The sequence below is a fragment of the Mucilaginibacter sp. genome, from assembly GCF_036568825.1.
Lineage (GTDB): Bacteria > Bacteroidota > Bacteroidia > Sphingobacteriales > Sphingobacteriaceae > Mucilaginibacter.
Genome location: NZ_DATCRU010000044.1, coordinates 1 through 22,396, shown reverse-complemented (window position 1 = coordinate 22,396; position 22,396 = coordinate 1). Strand labels below are relative to the sequence as shown.

The window sequence follows — 22,396 nt, the reverse complement described above, 5'->3', positions numbered from 1 at the left end:
TATTATTCTAAACAAAAAAGGCTCCAAATGTTGTTTGGAGCCTTTTAATAAATGTTATCTGACTTTATTTCAGGTCTTTTTTGCCAAAATCTACAATGATCGGAGTTGCGATACAGATAGATGAGTAGGTACCGAAACATACTCCTACTAATAAGGCGAACGAGAAACCCCGGATCACTTCACCACCGAAGATAAATAACACGATCAGCACGAATAATACCGTTAAAGCAGTGATAATGGTACGGCTTAAGGTCTTATTGATCGCATGGTTGATCACTTCCTTAGGATCGTCAGCTTTTGAATGGTGCAGGCTCAGGAATTCGCGGATACGGTCGAATACCACCACCGTATCATTGATCGAATAACCGATTACTGTCAATATGGCTGCAATAAACGACTGGTCGATATCCAAAAACGGAATCCATTGCCTAAACAATGTAAAGAACGATAATACCATCAATGCGTCGTGTGCAGTAGCCACCATCGCGCCCAGGCTGAACTGCCATTTACGGAAACGCAGCAGGATGTAAGCTGATATTACTATAATGGCGAAAGCCACAGTCCAGAAAGCGGAGCGTTTAAGCCCTTCAGCAATAGTAGCTTTAACTTTTTGATATTGGGTCTTTGCCGGATCGTCAGTAACCTTTGTTGCAGGGTTCGCATTTAAAGCATTGAACAGCGTTTGTCTAACTTTCGCGTCAGCAGTTGTTGTATTTTCCTCTATTAGGTACTTAGTGGTAATACTTATCTTGTTACCTCCGAATGTTTTAACCTCAGTGGCGCCAAGTACTTTATCAATAGCGCTGTGCACCTGCTCGGTAGTCACATTTTTATTATCAAACTCGAGAATATAGTTACGCCCGCCGACGAAATCCACACCGTAGTTAAACCCTTGTGTAAACATAGATATAATACCGGCGGTGATAAACACGCCAGAAAATATATAGAATTTGAAGCGATTCTTTACGAATCCAAAATTGGCGTTCTTGAATGTGTGCGAGCTCCATGGGTTTGAGAATTTGATATCCCAGCCTTTGGTGATCATCCATTCGAGAATGATCCTTGAAAGCAACAACGAACAGAATAATGAAGTTACAATACCGATCATCAATACCACCGCGAAACCTTTGATAGGTCCGCTACCGAATGTGAACAGGATCAAACCGGTAAGGAATGTACTGATGTTCGAGTCAAGAATTGACCATAATGCATGTCTGAAACCATCCGCTATTGCCAGTTTAATCGACTTGCCCAATAACAGCTCTTCACGTGCTCTTTCATAGATCAGTACGTTGGCGTCAACCGATATACCGAGCGTTAATACGATACCTGCAACACCAGGCATGGTCAATACCGAACCAAGACTGATCAGTACACCCATCAGGAAGAATACGTTGATCAATACTGCAATAACGGCAACTGTGCCTGCGCGGTTATAGTAGGCGATCATGAAGATCAGTACCACCACAAAACCCATTACCGATGATAATAAACCGGCATGGATAGCTTGCTGACCTAAAGTAGCACCTACAGTTGATTCTGATACGATAATTGCAGGAGCCGGTAAACGGCCTGCCTTTAATACGTTTGCTAAGTCTTTTGTATCTTCCTGGGTAAAATTGCCACCGGAGATAGAGGAGATACCACCAGAGATTTTACCATTTACCGAAGGAGCAGAGTAAACGTTATCGTCCAGGACGATAGCGATAGCCTTACCCGGCTGGTTAGGACTTGCCGGAGCGGCTTCACCAGTTATTTCTTCCCATTTCTGGGCACCCTGAGGGTTCATGTACATGGTTACTTCCCAGCCACCCTTGGTTTGGTCGATATCGCTTCTTGCATCGTTTACAACGTCACCGGTAAGGACAGGACCGTTATCGGCGCCTGCAAGCTTCATTGCATACAGTTCGAATGTTTTAGTATTCTCGCGTGGTTTTACACCCCACAGGAATTTAATATTTTGAGGCAATTGCGATTTTACATCAGGGCTATGTAAGTAAGCGTTAACTTTAGCTGTATCTTTTTGTGCAGCAAAACCTACTACAGGACCCGGCAACAAGGCTGCTTGTCCGTTTTGTCCCTGGTACATAGCAGGCGACAACACAGAGAATAGAGGGTTCTGAGTCGCAAATTTGGCTTTGCTGTTTAACAGCGAAGTATCCTTAGATGCACTCTTGTTTACTTTATTCAATAAAGACAAGCCGGCTTTTGAAGTATCTTTTTTAGCAGTTGTTGCAGCAGTGGTTTTAGCAGCAGTATCTTTTTCTGCGCTTTTTGCTTTTGCGGCAAGGATGCTGTTAACATTGTTCAAAATACCATAGGCCTCTGAGTTATCAAAAGTTTTATAGAACTCCAGTTTTGCAGTTCCCTGTAACAGTTTACGAACACGGTCAGGTTCGGTAACACCAGGCAACTCGATCAAAATCTGGTTGCGGTCTTTTAACTGCTGGATGTTTGGCTGAACAACACCGAATTGGTCAATACGGGTATTTAATACGGTGTAGGTTTGTTGTACCGCAACGTCAGCCTGATCTTTCAGGAAAGCTTCGACTTCAGCATTGGTTGAATTGAACTTTACATGGTCCTTATTCGCCTGTGTAGCGAATAAAGAAGCCAGCTTACCGTTTGGATTTAATTTTTCATACTCACTTACAAAAAGTGTGATATAGTCGCTTTGACTGGTCCGGCTGTCAATATCAGCTTTGTCCAAAGCCTGGGCCATCACAACGTCAGGGTTATTACCGGATAAGGTTTTCACCAGGTCGCGCAGCGATACCTGCATGGTTACACTCATACCACCCTGCAAGTCGAGGCCGAGCTGCAGCTCTTTAGCCCTGCAGTATTGATAAGTGTGTTTGAATATTGGATACACGGGTTGTGTCTCCATCGAGTCCAGGTACGCCCTTTCTTTGGCATAATTGCCTTTGGCGTATGTTTTTGCATCGTTCTCTACTTTATTTGCTACCCATGTAAATGACAGCTGGTATAAGCATACGAGTGCCAGTAGAATTGCAAAAAATTTAATAACCCCTTTACCTTGCATTGTAAATTAGAATATGTAATAAATTAGTCTATAAGCTTTTTTAAACAAGACGGCAAATCTAATAAAATTTTATAACCATAAAATTTTATCTTCAAACAAATTATTGCATTCAGATGTTAAACGCGCTCGAGTGTGATGAATGAATAGGAATATTTATGTTTTTCATCCGACTGGTGGTCTTCTCTTAAAGCTTCTTTCCATTCCATATAATCAATTTCGGGAAAAAAGCTGTCAGCATCAAAAGAGTGATGGATGATGGTAAGATAAATGCGGTCGGTTTTGTCCATAGACAGTTTGTAAATCTCGGCGCCACCAACAATAAATACTTCTTCTTCATTGGCGCAAAGCTCCAGTGCCTCTTCAACTGATTTCACCACTTCGCATCCGGGAATAGTAATACCTTGACGTGTGATGATGATATTGCGGCGATTAGGCAGCGGCTTACCAACGGATTCATAGGTCTTACGGCCCATAATAACCGTATGCCCGGAAGTGATCTGCTTAAAGTGTTTCAGATCGGCAGGCATATGCCAAAGCAATTGATTGTTTTTACCGATGGCGTAATTTTCGGCGATGGCTACTACTATGGTGACAGTCATTGATTGTTTTCTATTATTCGTATAGCTAACCATTGTTTTATTTCATCAAATCCAATTTCCCCTTTACTTGCTGCAATGGTCATCTCATATTTGTCATCTTTAGAAGCTGCTATATCAAAATCGCTTTCAATTAGCATCGATCGCATTAGTGCATAAGCGACACGTTTGTTACCGTCAATAAATGGATGATTGATAATTATGCTTTCGAAGATTGCTGCAGCTTTTTCAACAACTGTTGGATAAAGATCGATTCCGTCGAAAGTAGCGTATGGACGATGAAGAGCAGCTTCTAGCCCACCTTGGTCTCTAATGCCTTTGCTGCCGCCAAATTCGTCTATCAATTCACTATGAGCATAGTTCGCTTTTAATAAATCGATCATTGGGCAAGCTTTTCGAGCAATTCCCTATCTTCAGAAATAATCCTTCTTAAATTATTGGCGAATTTTATATTATCTGCAGATTTAGTCTGCAGCTCCTTCAAAAAATCCAATACGTTTTGAAGCACACTTTCCGGAACTTGATCAAGGACCTTTTGTATTTCGGTTTTTATCTCAATGGAAGTCATATACAAATTTAGGAATTATTATCAAACCGCAACTGTCCCCTTAATGTGCGGCCACGGATCGTAATTTTCCAAAGTAAAGTCCTCATATTTAAACTGGAGGATATCTTTTACTTCAGGATTAATCTTCATAGTTGGCAGCGGCCTCGGTTCGCGGCTTAGTTGAAGATTGGCTTGGTCAATATGGTTGTTGTATAAATGGGCATCGCCAAAAGTATGGATGAAGTCACCGGGTTGCAGATCGCATACCTGGGCCATCATCATGGTAAGCAACGCATAAGATGCAATATTAAAAGGAACACCTAAAAATATATCGGCACTGCGCTGATACAACTGGCACGACAATTTTCCTTCGGCCACATAAAACTGGAACAGGCTATGACATGGTGGCAAGGCCATATGTTCCACTTCGGCAACATTCCATGCAGAAACAATGATGCGGCGTGAGTCCGGTTTTTTTTTGATCGTGTTTACCACCTGGGTGATCTGGTCGATATGCCCGCCATCGGGTTTTGGCCACGACCGCCATTGGTGACCGTACACCGGGCCAAGGTTGCCTTGTTCATCGGCCCACTCGTCCCATATGCGCACGCCGTTCTCTTTCAGGTAGGAAATATTGGTGTCGCCCTTCAAAAACCAGATCAGCTCGTGTATGATCGATTTAAGGTGCAGTTTCTTGGTTGTAACCAGCGGGAAGCCTTCCTGCAGGTTAAAACGCATCTGGTAGCCAAATACGCTAAGGGTACCGGTTCCGGTACGGTCATGCTTTTGGGTACCAGTCTCCAAAACATGCTTCATCAAATCGAGGTACTGTTTCATGTTAATTGTAAGAGTTGTAATGGTTGAAGTAGTTGTAAAAGTTGTATTGGTTTGGTATTTCAACCTCTTCAACCACTACAACATTTATAACCTCTTCAACTAATTTCCAATCACAAATAAAAATAATCTATTTTTGGTATCCTACGGATGTGCAAAAATACATCCGATGTTAATCAATCTGAATGATCGTATTTCCAAGCGCCAAGATCAATATCGGCATAAACATTACCGGCCGTCGGCCGGATGGCTATCATAATATCGAAACCATTTTTTATCCTATGCCCATTTACGACGCTTTAGAGGCCTTACCAGGTGATGAGCTGACCTTTCATTCGTCCGGACTGGATATCCCCGGCAGGATCGAGGATAACCTGTGCATTAAGGGTTATCATTTAATGAGCAAGGATCATGATCTGCCTCCGGTGAACATTCACCTGCTAAAACATATCCCGATAGGGGCAGGGCTTGGCGGTGGATCAGCGAACGCAGCGTTCTTTATTAAATTGATCAATAATTTATTCGACTTAAAGCTGACTACTGAGCAAATGCTGGACTACGCCCGGCAGTTGGGTGCCGACTGTGCCTTCTTCATCGAAAATAAGCCTGTATTTGCGTTTGAGAAGGGTGACAGGTTCGAAGATATCCAACTTGATCTCTCAAGCTACCACATAGCCCTCGTAATGCCTCCTGCGCATGTGTCCACTGCCGAGGCCTATAGGGGAGTGAAACCTGCACCTGTAAAAGAATCTTTGAAAGAGTTGATCCAACTTCCTGTTGAAGAATGGAAGTATCATATCAAAAATGATTTTGAGGAATCCGTTTTTAAAAATCATCCGGTCATCAGAGGAGTGAAGGCAGTACTCTATGAAGCCGGTGCCATCTACGCCAGCATGAGCGGCAGCGGAGCCTCAGTATTCGGCATATTTAACAAAAAACCTGATCTGTCAGGATTGGAAAAGACAAACCAGGTTTTTTATTGATTTCGGATTTCGGATGTTCGATTTCGGATTTAAAAAGCGAAATAACAAAATTCCGAAATCCCAAATCCGCATTCCGAAATCAAGCCAGTCCTGCATCCTCTGCAACTCCCCGGTCAAATGCTTCTACGCAGTCACGGTCACCCCAGCCTTTGGCTACAGCGGTGAGCATTCGGTTTAGTAGGGCAGATCCAAAAGGCATTGGTGTGCCGCTTTGCTGGGCAAGATCAAAAGCAAGGCTGACATCTTTGTAACCCAGCTTCGCTTTAAACCTTACAGGCTCGTAAGATTTATTGGCGATGAGCCTGCCGTAATTTTGATAGACTGGCGCATTGAATAAAGTCGAGCCGAAGAAGTCGGCCACCTGTGCGCGATCCAGTCCCTGCTTCTCTGATAATGCCAATGCTTCAGCTATCATTTCCACAGAAGCGAAGATCATAAAGTTTCCTATAACCTTCACCACGTTGGCGCCTCCGGTGCTATCGCCAAAGTCAATTACGCCTTGTCCTAATGCATCGAGAATCGGCTGTACGGTTGCTTTTGCTTCCTTGTCCCCGGATACGCAAATCCAGAGCTTTTTAGCAGCAGCCGATTCGGGTCTTCCAAATACCGGTGAAGCCAGGTATTTGCTGCCTGCTTTTTCGTGTGCTGCGGCCATTTTTTCTGATGCGTCAGGAGAGATGGTACTCATCGAAATATGAATGCCTCCAGGCTGCAAAGTTTGCAGTATGCCATCCTTGCCAATTACGGTTTCTGTGACCACTTCATCGTCCGAAAGCATGGTGATCACCACCGGTACATTTGCCGCTGCTTCGGCAGGCGTTTTGCACCGGGTGATGGCTGATTGTTCCAGCTCATCTGCCTTGTTCGCACTGCGGTTGTAGACTTGCAAATGATAGCCCGCCTCGATAAGATTTCTGGCCATCTCAAGGCCCATGTTTCCCAGTCCAATAAATCCTAGTTTGTTTTCCATAGTTTAACTTATATAATCTCTGTCTTCCTGACTTAGTGTATCAGGTTTGGTTTTTGATTCATCCATCTCCTCATCTCGACCCGGGACATATTTCGGTCTGCCCGGCCGGCCAACCAGTACGCCAACAATAAACGAAACAGCAGCCACTGCCAGCAGCATGATCAATTGGGAAACATGGTAGGTGGCGAATAAAAAAGTAAAAGGAACCTCTTTAGCGTTTTGCATCACTACCACGGTAAGCAGCACCGTGACGAAGATGATGAACATCGTTTTTATTCTCATGACGATCTCAATTTTAATTGTTGTGAAACGGATGCGGTTTTAGGAACTCAAAAAAATCACGATGAACTTTCGCTCCTTTTATAAATCTACAAAAAGGGCAGAGGTCTCACAAATTGATAAAGTACGCGTTCCTTTTTTACAAAAAATCGAAAATCAAAAAATTAAAGAAAGGGCACTTTTTTGGGCCGAAATTTCTTTCGGGAATTTTTGTGCTGAAGTGGGAGAGAAGGTGTCGGATAATTCATCAGAGTCCAAAAAATCCGCATCGTTTCTTGGCCAATTTCTTGCCAAAAACTCCGGTGAAAATTGGAGGAAAATCTTCGTGCTAAAATCTGTTTCGCATACAAAGTTACATAAGCATCGATTTTTTTGAAACTCTCATTTTTTGATTCAGTACACACTTTAAGAAAATGCGAGTCAAATTGCATGAGTGAAGTTTTTTGTTAATTAACTTTTAATAAATACTTTATTATAAAACTTATATGTATTTATATTTGCCCCTGTTAATTTAAATGCTAAAAATATTAGTTTTTATAAAATTTTCAAAATTTGATTTGTTAAACTATAATTTTATATAAACAATTTAACTATTTGATTTTAATGTAAATATATATTTTATATAAATTGAATTTTCAAAATTTATTTGTGATTTATACATAAATTTTGGCCGGTAAGCTGACGGTTTTCTAATCAGGATTAATTACACTAAGTCAAAAACGATTTTTGCGCCTTGTCGCTCGAAGTGATTCTGGTTGGCATCAGACAGGTATTTTTCTAGAGTCGTTTATAGAGCCTTAAAATGCGTTTTAAGGGGTGCGTATTTTGGGGATATCACGCTGTTGGCGACGAGAAATCGGCGTCAGATTTTGAGAATTTATCTGGGAATTTAAAAGGAAATTAGTGAGAAATGTTTATCCGTTTCTTCTCTTGGCCACCTGCTTTTGGGCGATTGGAAAGAGGAAAATTGTCGACAAAATAATGATTGCTCCGACCCAGAAACCCATGGTCATTTTGTTCATGTCACCAAAAAACAGGAAGGACATAATGATGCCATACACCGGCTCGAGGTTGGTGATGAGGGCCACCCGAAAGGCAGAAAGTTCGCGCATTACGGACACGCCGGCGACGTAGGCAAGCGACGTGCAGATGGTGCCAAGGAGCAAAAGGTAGCCGATATCAGCACGGCCAAGTATCATCGATTTATCGAATCCACTAGTCACCGCAAGGAAGATCGAGATCCAAACGAAGGCTCCGGATAGCTCATAAAATGCGATCACCGGAGCTTCGTATTTCTGTACTTGCCGTGAGTTGATGATGGCAAAAAGACTCGCACAAACAGCACTTGTTAGCCCTGCTATGATGCCCTTAGTGTATTTGGTTTCAAATTTGAAAATGATCAGGATGCCTAAAACGATCAAAACTCCTGAAATAATCTCGAGCTTTGATATCCTCTTTTTATTGATCAAAGGTTCAAAAATAGCAGTGAATAATGTGATAGATGAAAGGCATACCAGGCTCACCGAAACGGTAGATAATTTGATAGAAAGGAAGAATAAAATCCAGTGTCCGCCGACCAGCGCACCGGTAAAAATCAGCTTAAAAAATGTGCTCCGGTTTACCCGGAAAGTAGTCTTATTAAAGTTAAAATATAGGAACAAAGTGACCGATGCGATGAGCACGCGATACCACACTAACTGCACCGCTGAGATGGAAATTAGCTTGCCTAAAATTCCTGTAAAGCCCCAGATAAAAACCGTAAAATGGAGGATGACCAGGTTCTTATTTAGTTGCGCCGGTGCCTCTTTTTCTGCCATTATTTAGGCGCTTTTACCAGTAAATAGTAGCCCAATGCGAAGAATAAAAGGTTAGGCATGAATACCGAAATCAATGGCGGAGCACCACCTTTTACGGAGAAAACCAGCGCAAATCGCTCGACAATAATGTAGGTAAAACATAAAATTATGCCTATTCCGAGTGGTAATCCAACCCCTCCGCGCACCTTCCTGGACGACATGGAAACACCGATTAATGTGAGCACATAAGTAGATAAAGGGTACACAAAACGGTGATATTTTTCAAATTCCATATCCAATAATTCACCTGTTCCGCGCAATTTTGCCTTATCAATATTCTTGTTCAGAACGCTCATAGACATGGCGCTGTACTGATTATCTTTTATTTCAAAATCTTCCGGGCGCATATCGAGTACTGTATCTTTTGATCCGCCATGCCACAGCATGTTTTCTTTTAAGCCGTTGATTTGCCTGTCAGAATAAGCTTTCATTGTCCATACACGTTTTACAGAATCGTATACTACGTTGCTGGCGACAATTTTACGGGTCATTACATCGCCCTTAAACTTCTCTAAAATGAACTCATAACCCGTTTTTGAAGCAGGGTCGAATGATCGTACGTATATGAAAGTATTCTTATCCAGCTGCATGTGCACCTCATTTTTTGTTGGGTCGCTATCGCTAAAGTGTGTGGCTTCAAAGTCTACTTTAAGGCGATTGGTGTAAGGTATAAGGTATACATTAGCGAAAAATGATACGATAAACAGCAATGATGCGGCTATAAAATAGGGTCTCAAAAAACGGTTAAAGCTGGCCTTTGATGTCAGTATCGGTACGATCTCTGTCTGGTTAGCCATCTTGGCTGTGAACAGGATTACCGCCAGGAAATTAATCAGCGGCGACAGGTAATTAAGGTAGAACGGAATAAAGCCGGCATAGTATTGAAAGGCGATATCATGAAAGGTAGTTGCCTTTTTCAGGAAGTTATCAAGGTGCTCAGACACATCAAAAACCACCATCACCACCGAGAAAATAGCCAGCGTAAATATGAATGTGCCCAGATATTTTCTGATAATATACCGGTCAATAACCCTTAGATATTTTCTTAAAAAGCTTCTCATTTATAGTCGTTGGCCCAGGCGGTTTACCATTATATTTTTCCAGTTATAAAACTCTCCCGAAATGATCTTTTCACGTGCTGTTTTCACTAACCACAGGTAAAAATGCAGGTTATGTAAGGTAGCTATCTGCGCCCCTAATATCTCGCCCGAGTGAATCAAATGCCGAAGATAGGCTTTTGTGTAATTTCTGTCTGCAAACAGGTCACTATCAGCTTCAATCGGACTAAAATCGTTCTTCCACTTTTCGTTTTTGATATTGATAATACCCTCTTTGGTAAAAAGCATGCCATTGCGGGCATTGCGGGTAGGCATTACGCAATCAAACATATCAATACCTAAAGCAATGTTCTCCAATATATTTACAGGTGTACCCACACCCATTAGATAACGCGGTTTTTGCTGCGGTAATATATTGCAAACCAATTCGGTCATAGCATACATTTCTTCAGCCGGTTCACCAACGGATAAACCGCCTATCGCATTGCCTTCGCGTTCAAAAGAAGCGATAACTTCAGCTGATTTGATACGCAAATCCTTATAAACCGACCCTTGTACAATAGGAAACAGCGTTTGGCTATATCCATATTTAGGCTTCGTACTATCGAATCTGTCACAACAACGTTTAAGCCAGCGATGAGTCATTTCGATAGACTTTCGCGCATAGCCATACTCACACGGATAAGGCGTACATTCATCAAAAGCCATAATGATATCGGCGCCGATGGTGCGTTGAGTATCCATTACATTTTCAGGCGTAAACAGGTGCTTTGAACCGTCAATATGTGAACGAAACGTAACACCCTCTTCCTTTATTTTACGCACTTCGGTAAGCGAATAAACCTGGTAACCGCCGCTGTCAGTCAAAATGGGTTTGTCCCAGCCATTAAATTTATGCAATCCGCCCGCTTTTTCAAGTGTATCCAGCCCCGGTCTTAAATATAAATGATAGGTGTTGCCCAATATGATCTGCGCCTTTATATCGTCCTTCAACTCATGCTGATGAACGGCTTTTACGGTGCCTGCGGTACCTACAGGCATAAAAATCGGTGTTTGTATAGTGCCGTGATCGGTGGTGATTTCGCCTGCGCGTGCCTTTGATAACGGGTCTTGTGCTGTTAAACTGAATTTCATTTCGAGGCTGCAAAATTAGTCATTTATGTTTGATTTGATGTAGATGGGGTTGAAGTTGTTGTAAGGGTTGTAGAGGTTGAAGTGGATTGATTCTCACTATTTTCTATATTCTACATTTGCAACTATTCTATCTTTTGCAACCACTACAACCCTTACAACCATTCCAACCTTCCCCAATTTTTCCACAATAGGCGCTTTCGGGCCAAAACTTATCCACCACTACTAAACAATCATGGTTTTTTTTACAATTTTACCCATTATATATTCACCCGATATTGGAAACCTATTTACCCGACGCGCTATTTATACTGCTAACCTTCTGTTTTATTGTTCAGCTGTTTTATCTTATTTATTACCATAACAGGCTGAGGGTATATAAACCAGCTCATGAATTGGTACGTTCCACACTTCCTATTTCGGTGATCATCAGCGCCCGTAACGAGGCTGAAAAATTACCAGAAAATCTACCTTTAATATTAGAACAGAATTACCCCGATTTTGAAGTGATCCTGGTAAATGATTGTTCGCTGGATGATTCAGAGCTTGTTTTAAAGGAGCTAAGTGCAAAATACCCTCGTTTAAAGGTGTGTACCATTAACGAGAACGAGCGCCATAAAACAGGCAAGAAATTCGCCCTGACCATGGGCATTAAAGCAGCTAAAAACGAACATTTGTTATTTACAGATGCAGATTGCAAACCGGTTTCTGATGAGTGGATTGCCCGTATGGCGGCAAATTTCACAGGCGATACGCAGATTGTTTTGGGTTATTCTCCTTATTATAAAGCCAAAGGATTTCTCAATTCACTTATACGATTCGAGACCACAAAGACTGCTGTCAATTATCTTTCGGCCGCGCTTGCAGGTAACCCATATATGGGCATAGGCCGTAATCTGGCGTATACCAAAACATTGTTTTTTAAGAATAAAGGCTTTGCATCACATATGCACGTGATGTCAGGAGATGACGATCTGTTCGTAAATCAGAACGCTACTGCTGAGAATACAACGATCGAAATACATCCGGAGTCCTTCACTTTTAGTCCGGCCAAAAACACTTTTGCCACTTTCTTTGTTCAAAAGAGGAGGCACATGGGCGTAGGGAAGCTGTATAAGAATAATCATCGCCGTATGCTGAGTTTCGATGCTCTAACAGGCTTTTTCTTCTATATACTGCTTATATTATCCCTGGTTCTGGATTATGATCCGCTGCCTGCTTTGGGATTATTTTTGTTCAGGCTTATTGCGCAATTAATCGTATATTCAAAGGTGTTCGCCAAACTGAATGTGAAAAACTTATTGTGGAGTTTGCCATTTTTCGACCTTGTTTATTACGTTTATTTAAATATTTTTGGATTGATAGGTACTTTTATAAAAACTACACAGTGGAAGTAAACGCAAATTTTACCGAAAACGCGAAAAACGATTTTCACCTTGTTGTGAAAGCACGCGAGGGAAATCAAAAAGCTTATGCCGACCTGATGCACAGGTATAAGGATTCCATTTACTTTATGGCGCTTAAGATGGTGAATAACAAGGAGGACGCTATGGACCTCACCGTTGAAACCTTTGCCAAAGCGTTTGAAAAACTGGATAAATATCAGCCTGATTATGCATTCAGCACCTGGCTGTTCCGTGTAGCTACCAATAACTGTATCGACTTCATCCGCAAAAAAAAGCTGAACACCATGTCCATTCACGGAATGGTGGATGATGACGGAGAAGAAAAAACGTTGCAGATAAAAGCAGATGTGCTGAACCCTGAAGAAACTTCTATAAAGAAGCAACAAACACAGGAGTTAAAAGTATTGATAGAAAGCTTACCGGCCCGTTATCGTAACCTGATCACCCTGAGATATTTTGACGAGCTCTCTTATGAAGAAATAGCACAGCAACTTGACCTGCCTTTGGGTACGGTTAAAGCACAGCTATTTAGGGCAAGATATCTGTTGGGCAATATCATTAACCGCTTTAACAGGGATGACATCTGATATCATACTCAAATATTTCCCTGATCTAAGTCCTGCACAACAGCAACAATACCAGCAACTGCCCGAACTATACAATTTCTGGAACAACCAGATCAACGTTATATCCCGGAAAGATATCGAATCTTTATTGGAACGGCATGTTCTGCACTCATTGGGCATAGCCAAAGTAATGCCTTTTTTGCCTGGTGAAACCGTATTAGATGTGGGCACGGGAGGCGGTTTTCCAGGCTTACCGTTGGCCGTTATGTTTCCTGAAACACGGTTTTTTTTGGTCGATTCTATCGGGAAAAAGATAAAAGTGGTAAACGAAGTGGCCAAAGTCATCGGCCTGAAAAACTTGAAAGCTGAACATATCAGGGCTGAACAGGTACCCGGAAAGTTCGATTTTGTGGTTTCCCGTGCGGTAACTCAGTTAAAGGATTTTTATCCCTGGGTGAAAGGGAAATTCAATAAAGAATCAAAAAATAAACTGCCCAACGGTATATTATATTTAAAAGGCGGAGACCTATCACAAGAGATTAAAGAGTCGGGCTTGCAGGTAAAGCAATATCATCTCAAGGATTATTTTGCTGAAGAATTCTTCGATACCAAGCAGGTGATCTACATCGGAGGTAAATAAAAAAATGTCATTTCGAACGAACAGCGTTGGGTTACGTTTGGCGTGAGGAGAAATCTTATACGACATGCATAGCGGACTTTGCAAATAGCAGAAGATTTCTCTTCGCCCCGGCCCTTCATTCCCCATACATGCTCATCGAAATGACATTTTTTAATAATTCACCGCATTAACTCTTACCATTCTTCGTTGTATCCTTCTTTTTCTTCTTGAAAATATTCAAAGGATTTGGCGGCGGAGGCGGCCCTGCAGGTTGTGCAGCCGGTCCGGACGGTGGATTATTGGTTGTCGTAGTAGTTTTATCGTCGCTCTTTTTATTACCGGTTGTGTCCTTTTTATGCTTTTTAAAAGGATTGATCTTTTTAAAAAGTTCATCTGGAGGTGGTGGAGGCGGCGGTCCACCGGGAGGAGGTGATGGCTGGCTTTGCGCAAATGCGTGGGTTGAAATGCAAAGAAAAGCCAGGAATAACGGAACAATAAGCAGGTATTTCAGCCCGGCTGAATAACCTTTTCTTTTTGTAGTATTCTTCATCATGCCTCCTGATTTTGAGATGATCTAAATTATTAAAAAATTATTCTGAAAAGCCACATTTCATAATGCTTTTATGTTAATTTTTATCAATAATAAATTGCTAAAAATTTGAGCAAATTATATTTTTTTGTAATTTCAACGCCAGATACCTGAGCTTTAAAATATGTCGTTACTTCATCGTCTTGCTTTAACTTTTATTAAAAATATTGGCCCTGCGCTGGCCAAATCTATGTTTTTTCATTTTGGTGATGAAGAGCAAATATTTAAAGCGTCCAAGGCAAAGCTGACACAAATACCCGGCATTGGAGAGAAAAGATACTTCGATATCAATTTCAAAGCTGCACTTGAACGGGCAGAAGAGGAATTGAATTATATTGAAAAGAATAATATCAAGCCTATCTTTTATACTGATCCGGAATACCCCAAAAGATTGAAGAACTGTATTGATGGACCAATATTACTGTATGGGAAGGGTAATTTTAATCTCAATCCTCGTCATGTGGTAAGCATCGTAGGCACCCGAAGAGCAACCGAGTACGGCAAACAGCTTTGCCGCCAATTAGTAGAAGAACTGCAGCAATACAATGTTTTGATTGTTAGTGGACTCGCCCTAGGAATTGATACATATGCTCATAAAGAATGCTTAAAGCATAGCATACAGACGGTTGGCGTACTGGGACATGGGTTTGACCGAATGTACCCGGTACAAAATCGCTCATTAGCCGAGAAAATGCAAGAAAATGGTGGTGTATTAACCGAATATCCATCCGGAACCATACCAGATCGTGAGAATTTTCCGCAACGCAATCGCATAGTAGCGGGTATGGCCGACGCGACCATTGTGGTGGAAGCCGGTATTAAAGGCGGTGCGTTGATCACCGCAGAGATCGCAAATTCCTATAATCGTGACGTTTATGCTTTTCCCGGCAGGATTGATGATGAATTCTCGGAAGGCTGTAATTTCCTGATCCGTCACAATAAAGCGGGGTTATTAACCTGCGCTGCTGATCTGGCCTATTGCTTAGGTTGGGAAAAGATGGATGATGGAAGGCCTGCTGTGGAGCAATTATCCCTTCCAATGGACTTGTCTAATGAGGAAAGGGTTATTTTGGATATAATCCATCAGCATAAATCACCTTTGGCTATTGATGAACTAACATTGAAAGCTAATATGCCGATGAGCCAACTCGCTATGAACCTGTTAAATATGGAAATGCAGGGATTTATACGATCGTTGCCGGGAAAAACGTATTGTATTAATTAATTTGAAAATTTGGAAATGTACCAATTTGAAAATTATAAGAGATAAACAATTTTCAAATCTTCAAACTAACCAATCTTCAAATTATTGACCTTCCTTTGGTGAGCTAAACCACTCCAATTTACCCGAATCATAGGTTAATTCCTGCCACGAGTCAAACTCAAACCTGATCAGAACAGCTGCACCAGGCGATACTTCTCGTATCTCCCCGGTAAAATAATGAACTAATTGTGCTATTCCAGGGTTGTGGCCGACCAATCCAATGAAATTTTGGTTATCAGGGAATTCGCTGATCACATACAGCAATGATTGCTGACTGGCATCATAAATCCGCGAATCTTCTGTTGGTTTGTGCAGGCTCAAATGTTCTGAAAGTATATTAGCTGTTGCTAAAGTGCGCAGGGAAGGACTGGTTATCAATATTTGAGGAACCGCCCCCGCACTTTCTATCCGTTCGGCCATGATGGTAGTATCCCGCATACCGGAATGTTTAAGGGGCCTTTCAAAATCACCATAACTGTCGTCGTGAACAGCTTTGGCATGGCGAACCAATAATAACTTCTTCATACTGCCTGGGTTTAAGCTTCGTTAGCGAAATCTATAACAGTTTGTTCGGGTATATTGTTCATGCATTTAAAGTGCCCAAGCGGACATTTCTCAAGGCCGAACTTTGAGCATGGGCGACAAGGTAAATTTATCCCGATCACTTCCGCATCTTTTACCATATAAGGCTGTACACCAAGTAATTCCGGTACAGTCCCCCCCCATATAGAAGCAATCGGCTTGTCAAATGCTTCGGCAATGTGTGTTAGCCCCGTGTCAAACCCCAACACCCGTTTCGCTTTCGAAACTAAATATACAGATTCATCCAGTGAAGTAATGCCACAGGCGTTGTAAATATTTGATCCAATGGCATTTGCAATCTCATTTCCGTTTTCTTTTACATCATTTCCACCAAGTAGAATAACGGGAAAATTGATCCTACGGCATATACTGATGATCTTCTCATTTGGCATACGCTTGGTAAAATGTGTGGCTCCAATAATGAAAGCTACGAAGCCAGACTGATGAGAAACAGGCAGCAGTTTTGCAAGATCATGTTCCGTTTTTATATAGTAATCTATAGGTTTGCCATCATTTTTGACTCCCAGAAATTTGACAGCTTTCATATAACGCTCCACCAAGTGCACCGGTGGAACAAGCTTTAAATTAAATTTGAGACTCAGCCACTTACGAATACGCTGCTTTTTGTAGGTAGATGATTTAATTCCCGTCCGCAATTTGATCAATGAAGTTCGCAAGTTATTATGCAGATCGATCAGGTAATCATATTTTTCTGCTTTTATCTCTTCAATGGTCTCGGCTAAAGTCGGTTTTAATAAGAGCAGTTTGTCTAGGTAGGGATTATTATCGTAAATGTACTTGAAGGCTGGCTTGGTCAGAAAATGTATTTCTGCATCAGGTAGTTGCGTCTTCAGACATCGCACCACAGGCGTTGTGTAAATAATATCACCCATCGAGCTGAAGCGGACAACCAGTATCTTCATGTTATTTCGTGAACTGTTCCCTGATCTTTTTGATGATAGAAGTAGAGGAGTAGCCCTCTACAAAATCAATTGTCTTTACTTCGCCGCCGTTGGCTATTACTTCTTTGGCGCCTACAATATTTTCGATGGAATAATCTGCACCCTTAACCAAAATGTCAGGCATCAGGGTCGTAATTAGATTAATCGGAGTATCTTCTTCAAATACTATGATCGCATCCACAAAAAATAAAGCGGCCAGTAGTGCAGCCCGGCTATTTTGGTCGTTAACAGGTCGATCTTCACCCTTGATCCGTTTTACAGAGCTGTCTGAATTTAAGCCGATCACCAATTTATCACCCAGATCTGCTGCTTTCGCCATGTAAGTAATATGTCCAATATGCAGCAGATCAAAAACACCATTAGTAAAAACAACCTTCTTGCCTTCACTTTGCCATTGAGCAATAGAGGTTTTAAGTGATTGCAGATCACTAATTTTGCTGAGCAAGGTTTTTTCAAGGTTGTTTCTCATCTATATCGCATAAGACTTACGAAGTTTTAAAAACTTCGTAAGTTTGTTATTTAAAATTCATTATCAACGGCCTTGCACAGAATATGGCCGATCAGGATATGCATTTCCTGTATTCGGGCGGTAATATCGGATGGAACTATGATGTTCAGATCGCACATGCCATTCATTTTCCCGCCATTTCTGCCGGACAGGCCTAATGTTTTACATTGCATCTTTTGTGCTGATTCAAAGGCCTTTAATATTCCTTCACTGTTTCCGCTGGTAGATATTCCAATAAATAAGTCACCAGATTGAGCTAAAGCTTCCAACTGACGTGAGAACACAAACTGGTAGCCATAATCATTAGCTATAGAGGTTAAAGCGGATGTATCAGTAGTTAGAGCAATACCCGGTAACGCCCTGCGTTCTTTCACAAATCTTCCACTCAATTCAGCTGCAATGTGCTGGGCGTCAGCGGCACTACCGCCATTTCCGGCTAATAAAACTTTTTTGCCTTCTTTCAGGGTGCTCACAATTATTTCGCATGCTTTCTCAATATCTGCACTAAGCGAATCAATCACTTTTTGTATCAATTGCTGATGATCGTTTAGTTCCTCAATAACCAGTTTATTCATTTTGTACATCGTTGGTCTTTAGTTTTGACCGTTAGTTATGTCTTCTAAAATTTCGTCAATAGTTGTGGTTGCACTGCCTACACGGCGTATCACAATAGCTGCTGCATGGTTCGCCAGCTCGCAGGATTCTTCAATAGTCAAACCTGAAGCCATAAAGTAGGCGATAGTTGCCAATACAGTATCACCAGCACCTGTCACATCAAATACGGCAGTTGCTTTTACAGGTAATAGCTTGTATGCCAATTCATCTAATATCACCATGCCTTCTTCAGACAGGGTAACAATCAGGTAGTCAGCACCCGTTTGCTTAAATATCACTTTTGATGCCTTTTGCAGATCGTCAATATTTTTAATCCGCTCAGTTTTGGCAGCTTCTGCCAATTCTTTACGGTTAGGTTTAATGATGAAGGCACCCTTATATTTCTCGTAATTCAATCCTTTCGGATCGATGATCACTTTCTTTTCTTTGCTTTTGGCAAGTTTGATTAGTCGCTGGGTCAGATCTTCTGAGAACAGACCTTTGCCGTAGTCGGAAAACAGCACAATATTAGCCTCATTGATATAATGATCTAACTGATTAACAAGTTCATCTTCCAATTCGCTCAATACCGGATCGGTAATTTCCCTATCGACCCTAACCAATTGGTGGCTACCAGCCACAACGCGCGTTTTTACGGTCGTTGGACGGTTGGCATCCTTCAAAATAGCATCTGTGGCAATGCCTTCACTTTCTAATATTTCAATCAACCTCAAGCCATAGGCATCGTCACCAATCAATCCCCCAAGTGTCACTTTTGCGCCTAAAGCAACCAGGTTTTGGGCAACGTTTGCCGCTCCGCCCAGAGTTGTTGATTCGTTTTTTACATTGACTATCGGAACCGGCGCTTCGGGAGAGAGCCTGGTGGCGTCGCCCCAGATATAATGGTCGATCATCAGATCGCCGATGACGAGGATAGCAGGCGGATTTTGCTGTTGTTGAATGTGACGTACTTTATCTATGAGCATTTACCTGCTTTTTTGATTCAAATTCTTTTTTAATTTCTTCAAGGGAGAACGTATTTAAACACATTTCCTTATATAAGCCACCTTTTCGTGCCGCTAAAACACCATAATGCATGTCAGAAAAACCTTCTACGCGGTGTGCGTCCGGATTGACAGATAGTTTTACACCCTTATCCAGCGCATATTGATGCCACCGCCAATCCAAATCAAGACGCAAGGGGTTCGCATTGATCTCGATAACCACATTATTTGCAGCACAGGCATCAATTACTTTTTGGTAATCAAACTCATAACCTTTGCGACTCAGTAATAATCGGCCAGTAGGGTGTCCTAAAATAGTGGTATAAGGATTTTCAACCGCTTTTATCAAACGTACAGTCGCTTTTTCTTTATCCATTTTCAGGTTGGAGTGAACTGAGGCTACGATAAAATCAAAGCGCTGCAATATTTCATCAGGATAATCCAATGAGCCATCATTCAAAATGTCCGACTCGATCCCTTTGAAAATATGGAAGCCTGTAATCTTCTTATTCAGGTGGTCGATCTCCTCATGCTGCTGCAATACCCGCTCTATACTTAAACCTTTTGCATAGAATGCACTTTTGCTATGATCGCAAATCCCCAAATATTCCAACTTTAACTCATCACGGCAATACAAGGCCATATCTTCCAGCGTATTTACACCGTCGCTCCAGGTACTGTGGTTGTGCAATGTGCCTTTCAAATCCTGGTAAGTAACCAGCTGCGGTAAGGCATTGTTTGCTGCTTTTTCTATAAAGGTATTGCCTTCACGAAGTTCAGGCAGCATATAAGGCAAACCAGCCTTTTTGTAGATCGCTTCTTCGCTTTCTGCCTGTTTAGTATCATCAGATATTCGAGCCAAAACAGCCTGAACATGATCGTCAGCACCCGTTTGCACAAACAATTCGTAATGGAACGACAAGTTATTTACTACTGAAATACTCACCAATAAACCATTCGCAGTTTCACCGCTGACAGTATGTTCATTAATCGTTAGGTTCTGTAAAATATCCGATTGCGTTAGTATTTCTATATCTGATCTCGGATTATCAGAACCCACCAGGAAAGTCAATTCATTAATGATCTCACAACAGCGACGGAATTCACCGGTATAGCTTATACTGGAATTAGTGAGAATGCCCTGTAACTTTTGGAACAACTCACCAGCTAATGCATCTACTTGGGCATACAGGAATTTGCCATTACTCGCCATCCTGAATTCGATGACTTTAACAATCTCTTCCTGTGTTTTTAACCCAAAACCTTTGGCTTCTATCAATCGGTTTTCGTTACAGGCATAGTATAATTCGCCAACAGTTTCGATGCCCAGCTCGTGCCATATGATGCCGATCTTTTTAGGCCCAATGCCTTTGATTCCTAGCATCTCCACAATCCCTTCCGGTGTAGCTGCAAGCAAATCTGTTAGATCTGTTATAGCGCCAGTTTCCAGCAACTCCACTATTTTGGTAGCAGTGCTTTTCCCTATGCCGTCAATTTTCTCCATCTCGGCCAGGCTTTTACCTGCAATGCGATACGGGAGCTTATCCACCTTAAACGCAGCATTGGCCAGCGACTTCACCTTAAACGGGTTCTCATCGTGCAATTCCATCAGTTGCGACAGCAGTCGGAGCGTACGGGCAATGGGTTTGTTTTCCATAAGCGGATTTGGGTTGTAAAAATACAAAACCACTACATTACAGGTGCCTTAACAACTAAAATATATTTTCAATAATTTATATTTGATTAATGTTCCGGTTTTCCAATTGATCGGAGTTTTATCTAAGCCTGGGTTTTAATGAGAAAATATTCTGCCGTCTCTTTTATTCTACTGCTATATGTAATTCTTAGTCCTTGTTGCATTTATGCACAAACAGGGTCTGGGGCTCCAGATTCGTTATTGTCAAAGATCACTTATTATGGTATAAAAAAATCGCAATCTGTTTTGTTCGCGCATTTTGATAAAACTATTTATGTAAACAATGAGAATGCATGGTTCACTGCTTATTTGTTGAACTATAACAAAGCAAAGAATAATCCCACCTTTCTTACAGCGTTGCTGGTAAGCGACCGAAATAAGTCAATCTCAATTGAACAAAGATTTGTAATGGCAGATGGCCTTTCCTTTGGTAATATCTTAATACCAGATACGATTCCGCCAGGAGATTACAGTTTTATTCTTTACACCAACGAATTGCGTAACAGTAGACCTGCCGATACGTTCACCCAACACATTACAATAAAAGCTACTTCAAAACCTGCAATCTCGGCTGTATTAACCCTGGATGATACGTCTAAATTAGGTTATCACAAAGTGATGGTAAAGGTGGCAGACAAGGATGGACGACCTCTGTCCGGCGCGATGATAAATTATCGCCTTGGCAAGATATTGGGTAAGGCAAAAACAGATCAAATTGGGCAGTCGGAATTGTTGATCTCAACCGGACAAGTAGAAGCGAACAACAATATATTATCTGCTGATATCGTGTACAAAAAAGACAATCAAAATGTTCAGATTGTGATGCCCGTTGCTAAAAATAAATTGAATATCAAGTTTTATCCGGAAGGTGGTAGCCTGGTTCATGCAACACAAAGCGTTATTGGTTGGGAAGCAAAAGATGCTTATGGAATGCCGGTAAAATTGAATGCAGTGTTATATAAAGACAAACACCCCATTGATACCATTTATACCGATAGCTATGGCATGGGCCGATTTAAGCTGATACCAATGCAGGATAGTAAATATGAAGTAAGATTGATCGGGACAAATGATTCTATCTATCAGCTGCCGAAAATATTAAGCAAAGGCCCGGTGATAACGGTGAGTAAGGCAATAATCGATGATTCGCTCAGGATACGCCTGGTAAGTAAATACGAAGGGAAATATTACTTGTTGATCCATAATTACAGGCAGGTGTTTTTCAATATACCTGTTGAGGTGGGTGCGGCTGGGAAAAATCTTCTAATCAACTTAACGGATGTTCCTAAAGGGTTAAATACTATAACCG

22 protein-coding genes are annotated in these 22,396 nt (G+C 41.5%); 6 read left to right on the top strand and 16 right to left on the bottom strand.

Annotation, left to right across the window (positions count from 1 at the left end; genetic code table 11):
* Nucleotides 1-64: 64 nt before the first annotated feature.
* From secDF to VIM89_RS08780, 4 genes are all read right to left on the bottom strand, one after another.
* Complete coding sequence (secDF, locus tag VIM89_RS08795) at nt 65-3,043, bottom strand: protein translocase subunit SecDF (protein ID WP_488155781.1); 2,979 nt, start codon at nt 3,041-3,043, stop codon at nt 65-67.
* 116 nt (nt 3,044-3,159) lie between these two features.
* Entirely contained in the window at nt 3,160-3,642 is a 483-nt protein-coding gene (locus VIM89_RS08790; protein ID WP_488155780.1) for a dihydrofolate reductase, read from the bottom strand.
* The gene (locus VIM89_RS08785; protein ID WP_488155779.1) at nt 3,639-4,022 is read right to left on the bottom strand and encodes a type II toxin-antitoxin system death-on-curing family toxin; all 384 of its coding nucleotides are present in this window, start codon (nt 4,020-4,022) and stop codon (nt 3,639-3,641) included. Before VIM89_RS08785 ends, VIM89_RS08790 begins: the two co-directional genes overlap by 4 nt.
* A gap of 206 nt (nt 4,023-4,228) precedes the next feature.
* Complete coding sequence (locus tag VIM89_RS08780; RefSeq protein ID WP_488155778.1) at nt 4,229-5,023, bottom strand: thymidylate synthase; 795 nt, start codon at nt 5,021-5,023, stop codon at nt 4,229-4,231.
* Nucleotides 5,024-5,205: 182 nt separating this feature from the next.
* On the opposite strand from VIM89_RS08780, the gene ispE reads away from it, so the two are divergent.
* Complete coding sequence (gene ispE / locus VIM89_RS08775) at nt 5,206-6,003, top strand: 4-(cytidine 5'-diphospho)-2-C-methyl-D-erythritol kinase (RefSeq protein ID WP_488155777.1); 798 nt, start codon at nt 5,206-5,208, stop codon at nt 6,001-6,003.
* A gap of 79 nt (nt 6,004-6,082) precedes the next feature.
* Here ispE and VIM89_RS08770 read toward each other — a convergent pair whose 3' ends face one another.
* The 5 genes from VIM89_RS08770 to tgt form a co-directional block, all read right to left on the bottom strand.
* Entirely contained in the window at nt 6,083-6,973 is an 891-nt protein-coding gene (locus VIM89_RS08770) for an NAD(P)-dependent oxidoreductase (protein ID WP_488155776.1), read from the bottom strand.
* 3 nt (nt 6,974-6,976) lie between these two features.
* A complete protein-coding gene (locus tag VIM89_RS08765) occupies nt 6,977-7,255 on the bottom strand; it encodes a LapA family protein (protein ID WP_488155775.1) in 279 nt (92 codons plus the stop codon).
* 911 nt (nt 7,256-8,166) lie between these two features.
* Nucleotides 8,167-9,069, bottom strand: coding sequence for a DMT family transporter (locus tag VIM89_RS08760; RefSeq protein ID WP_488155774.1), 903 nt, complete (start codon nt 9,067-9,069; stop codon nt 8,167-8,169).
* Nucleotides 9,069-10,169 (bottom strand): LptF/LptG family permease, encoded by a 1,101-nt coding sequence (locus tag VIM89_RS08755; RefSeq protein WP_488155773.1) that lies wholly within the window; start codon nt 10,167-10,169, stop codon nt 9,069-9,071. The genes VIM89_RS08760 and VIM89_RS08755 overlap by 1 nt, the downstream gene beginning before the upstream one ends.
* Nucleotides 10,170-11,300, bottom strand: coding sequence for a tRNA guanosine(34) transglycosylase Tgt (gene tgt / locus VIM89_RS08750; RefSeq protein WP_488155772.1), 1,131 nt, complete (start codon nt 11,298-11,300; stop codon nt 10,170-10,172).
* Between the two features lie 275 nt (nt 11,301-11,575).
* Between tgt and VIM89_RS08745 the strand changes: the two genes are divergently transcribed.
* Genes VIM89_RS08745 through rsmG form a run of 3 tightly spaced genes read left to right on the top strand, consistent with a single transcriptional unit; the run spans nt 11,576 to nt 13,909 of the window.
* Nucleotides 11,576-12,694: a glycosyltransferase gene (locus VIM89_RS08745; protein WP_488155771.1), complete on the top strand. Its 1,119-nt coding sequence runs from the start codon at nt 11,576-11,578 to the stop codon at nt 12,692-12,694.
* Complete coding sequence (locus tag VIM89_RS08740) at nt 12,685-13,290, top strand: RNA polymerase sigma factor (protein ID WP_426668203.1); 606 nt, start codon at nt 12,685-12,687, stop codon at nt 13,288-13,290. The genes VIM89_RS08745 and VIM89_RS08740 overlap by 10 nt, the downstream gene beginning before the upstream one ends.
* The gene (gene rsmG, locus VIM89_RS08735) at nt 13,280-13,909 is read left to right on the top strand and encodes a 16S rRNA (guanine(527)-N(7))-methyltransferase RsmG (protein WP_488155770.1); all 630 of its coding nucleotides are present in this window, start codon (nt 13,280-13,282) and stop codon (nt 13,907-13,909) included. The genes VIM89_RS08740 and rsmG overlap by 11 nt, the downstream gene beginning before the upstream one ends.
* A gap of 166 nt (nt 13,910-14,075) precedes the next feature.
* Here rsmG and VIM89_RS08730 read toward each other — a convergent pair whose 3' ends face one another.
* Entirely contained in the window at nt 14,076-14,441 is a 366-nt protein-coding gene (locus VIM89_RS08730; protein ID WP_488155769.1) for a hypothetical protein, read from the bottom strand.
* Between the two features lie 160 nt (nt 14,442-14,601).
* Here VIM89_RS08730 and dprA point away from each other — a divergent pair, with 160 nt between their 5' ends.
* Nucleotides 14,602-15,702 carry a DNA-processing protein DprA gene (gene dprA / locus VIM89_RS08725; RefSeq protein WP_488155768.1) on the top strand — a complete coding sequence of 367 codons (1,101 nt, stop codon included), beginning with the start codon at nt 14,602-14,604 and terminating at the stop codon, nt 15,700-15,702.
* 81 nt (nt 15,703-15,783) lie between these two features.
* On the opposite strand, the gene VIM89_RS08720 is transcribed toward dprA, so the two are convergent.
* From VIM89_RS08720 to VIM89_RS08695, 6 genes are read right to left on the bottom strand one after another with little or no spacing between them, the layout of a single operon-like run.
* Nucleotides 15,784-16,266 carry a SixA phosphatase family protein gene (locus tag VIM89_RS08720; RefSeq protein WP_488155767.1) on the bottom strand — a complete coding sequence of 161 codons (483 nt, stop codon included), beginning with the start codon at nt 16,264-16,266 and terminating at the stop codon, nt 15,784-15,786.
* A gap of 11 nt (nt 16,267-16,277) precedes the next feature.
* Nucleotides 16,278-17,246 (bottom strand): glycosyltransferase family 9 protein, encoded by a 969-nt coding sequence (locus VIM89_RS08715; RefSeq protein WP_488155766.1) that lies wholly within the window; start codon nt 17,244-17,246, stop codon nt 16,278-16,280.
* Between the two features lies 1 nt (nt 17,247).
* Entirely contained in the window at nt 17,248-17,754 is a 507-nt protein-coding gene (rfaE2, locus tag VIM89_RS08710) for a D-glycero-beta-D-manno-heptose 1-phosphate adenylyltransferase (protein ID WP_488155765.1), read from the bottom strand.
* Nucleotides 17,755-17,804: 50 nt separating this feature from the next.
* Nucleotides 17,805-18,368 carry a D-sedoheptulose 7-phosphate isomerase gene (locus tag VIM89_RS08705; RefSeq protein ID WP_488155764.1) on the bottom strand — a complete coding sequence of 188 codons (564 nt, stop codon included), beginning with the start codon at nt 18,366-18,368 and terminating at the stop codon, nt 17,805-17,807.
* A gap of 18 nt (nt 18,369-18,386) precedes the next feature.
* A complete protein-coding gene (rfaE1, locus tag VIM89_RS08700; protein WP_488155763.1) occupies nt 18,387-19,373 on the bottom strand; it encodes a D-glycero-beta-D-manno-heptose-7-phosphate kinase in 987 nt (328 codons plus the stop codon).
* Nucleotides 19,360-21,048, bottom strand: coding sequence for a DNA polymerase/3'-5' exonuclease PolX (locus tag VIM89_RS08695; RefSeq protein ID WP_488155762.1), 1,689 nt, complete (start codon nt 21,046-21,048; stop codon nt 19,360-19,362). The genes rfaE1 and VIM89_RS08695 overlap by 14 nt, the downstream gene beginning before the upstream one ends.
* Before the next feature lie 138 nt (nt 21,049-21,186).
* Between VIM89_RS08695 and VIM89_RS08690 the strand changes: the two genes are divergently transcribed.
* A partial coding sequence (locus tag VIM89_RS08690; RefSeq protein WP_488155761.1) for a hypothetical protein occupies nt 21,187-22,396 on the top strand: 1,210 nt, incomplete at its 3' end.

What these genes read in the sequence shown, in the direction of transcription:
- VIM89_RS08760 (WP_488155774.1), bottom strand. Translation starts at nt 9,069, where the DNA reads ATGGCAGAAAAAGAGGCACCGGCGCAACTAAATAAGAACCTGGTCATC.
- VIM89_RS08720 (WP_488155767.1), bottom strand. Translation starts at nt 16,266, where the DNA reads ATGAAGAAGTTATTATTGGTTCGCCATGCCAAAGCTGTTCACGACGAC.
- rfaE1 (WP_488155763.1), bottom strand. Translation starts at nt 19,373, where the DNA reads ATGCTCATAGATAAAGTACGTCACATTCAACAACAGCAAAATCCGCCT.
- rsmG (WP_488155770.1), top strand. Translation starts at nt 13,280, where the DNA reads ATGACATCTGATATCATACTCAAATATTTCCCTGATCTAAGTCCTGCA.
- VIM89_RS08730 (WP_488155769.1), bottom strand. Translation starts at nt 14,441, where the DNA reads ATGATGAAGAATACTACAAAAAGAAAAGGTTATTCAGCCGGGCTGAAA.
- VIM89_RS08705 (WP_488155764.1), bottom strand. Translation starts at nt 18,368, where the DNA reads ATGAATAAACTGGTTATTGAGGAACTAAACGATCATCAGCAATTGATA.
- VIM89_RS08765 (WP_488155775.1), bottom strand. Translation starts at nt 7,255, where the DNA reads ATGAGAATAAAAACGATGTTCATCATCTTCGTCACGGTGCTGCTTACC.
- VIM89_RS08770 (WP_488155776.1), bottom strand. Translation starts at nt 6,973, where the DNA reads ATGGAAAACAAACTAGGATTTATTGGACTGGGAAACATGGGCCTTGAG.
- VIM89_RS08790 (WP_488155780.1), bottom strand. Translation starts at nt 3,642, where the DNA reads ATGACTGTCACCATAGTAGTAGCCATCGCCGAAAATTACGCCATCGGT.
- VIM89_RS08785 (WP_488155779.1), bottom strand. Translation starts at nt 4,022, where the DNA reads ATGATCGATTTATTAAAAGCGAACTATGCTCATAGTGAATTGATAGAC.
- rfaE2 (WP_488155765.1), bottom strand. Translation starts at nt 17,754, where the DNA reads ATGAGAAACAACCTTGAAAAAACCTTGCTCAGCAAAATTAGTGATCTG.
- VIM89_RS08780 (WP_488155778.1), bottom strand. Translation starts at nt 5,023, where the DNA reads ATGAAACAGTACCTCGATTTGATGAAGCATGTTTTGGAGACTGGTACC.
- secDF (WP_488155781.1), bottom strand. Translation starts at nt 3,043, where the DNA reads ATGCAAGGTAAAGGGGTTATTAAATTTTTTGCAATTCTACTGGCACTC.
- dprA (WP_488155768.1), top strand. Translation starts at nt 14,602, where the DNA reads ATGTCGTTACTTCATCGTCTTGCTTTAACTTTTATTAAAAATATTGGC.
- ispE (WP_488155777.1), top strand. Translation starts at nt 5,206, where the DNA reads ATGATCGTATTTCCAAGCGCCAAGATCAATATCGGCATAAACATTACC.
- VIM89_RS08695 (WP_488155762.1), bottom strand. Translation starts at nt 21,048, where the DNA reads ATGGAAAACAAACCCATTGCCCGTACGCTCCGACTGCTGTCGCAACTG.
- tgt (WP_488155772.1), bottom strand. Translation starts at nt 11,300, where the DNA reads ATGAAATTCAGTTTAACAGCACAAGACCCGTTATCAAAGGCACGCGCA.
- VIM89_RS08715 (WP_488155766.1), bottom strand. Translation starts at nt 17,246, where the DNA reads ATGAAGATACTGGTTGTCCGCTTCAGCTCGATGGGTGATATTATTTAC.
- VIM89_RS08755 (WP_488155773.1), bottom strand. Translation starts at nt 10,169, where the DNA reads ATGAGAAGCTTTTTAAGAAAATATCTAAGGGTTATTGACCGGTATATT.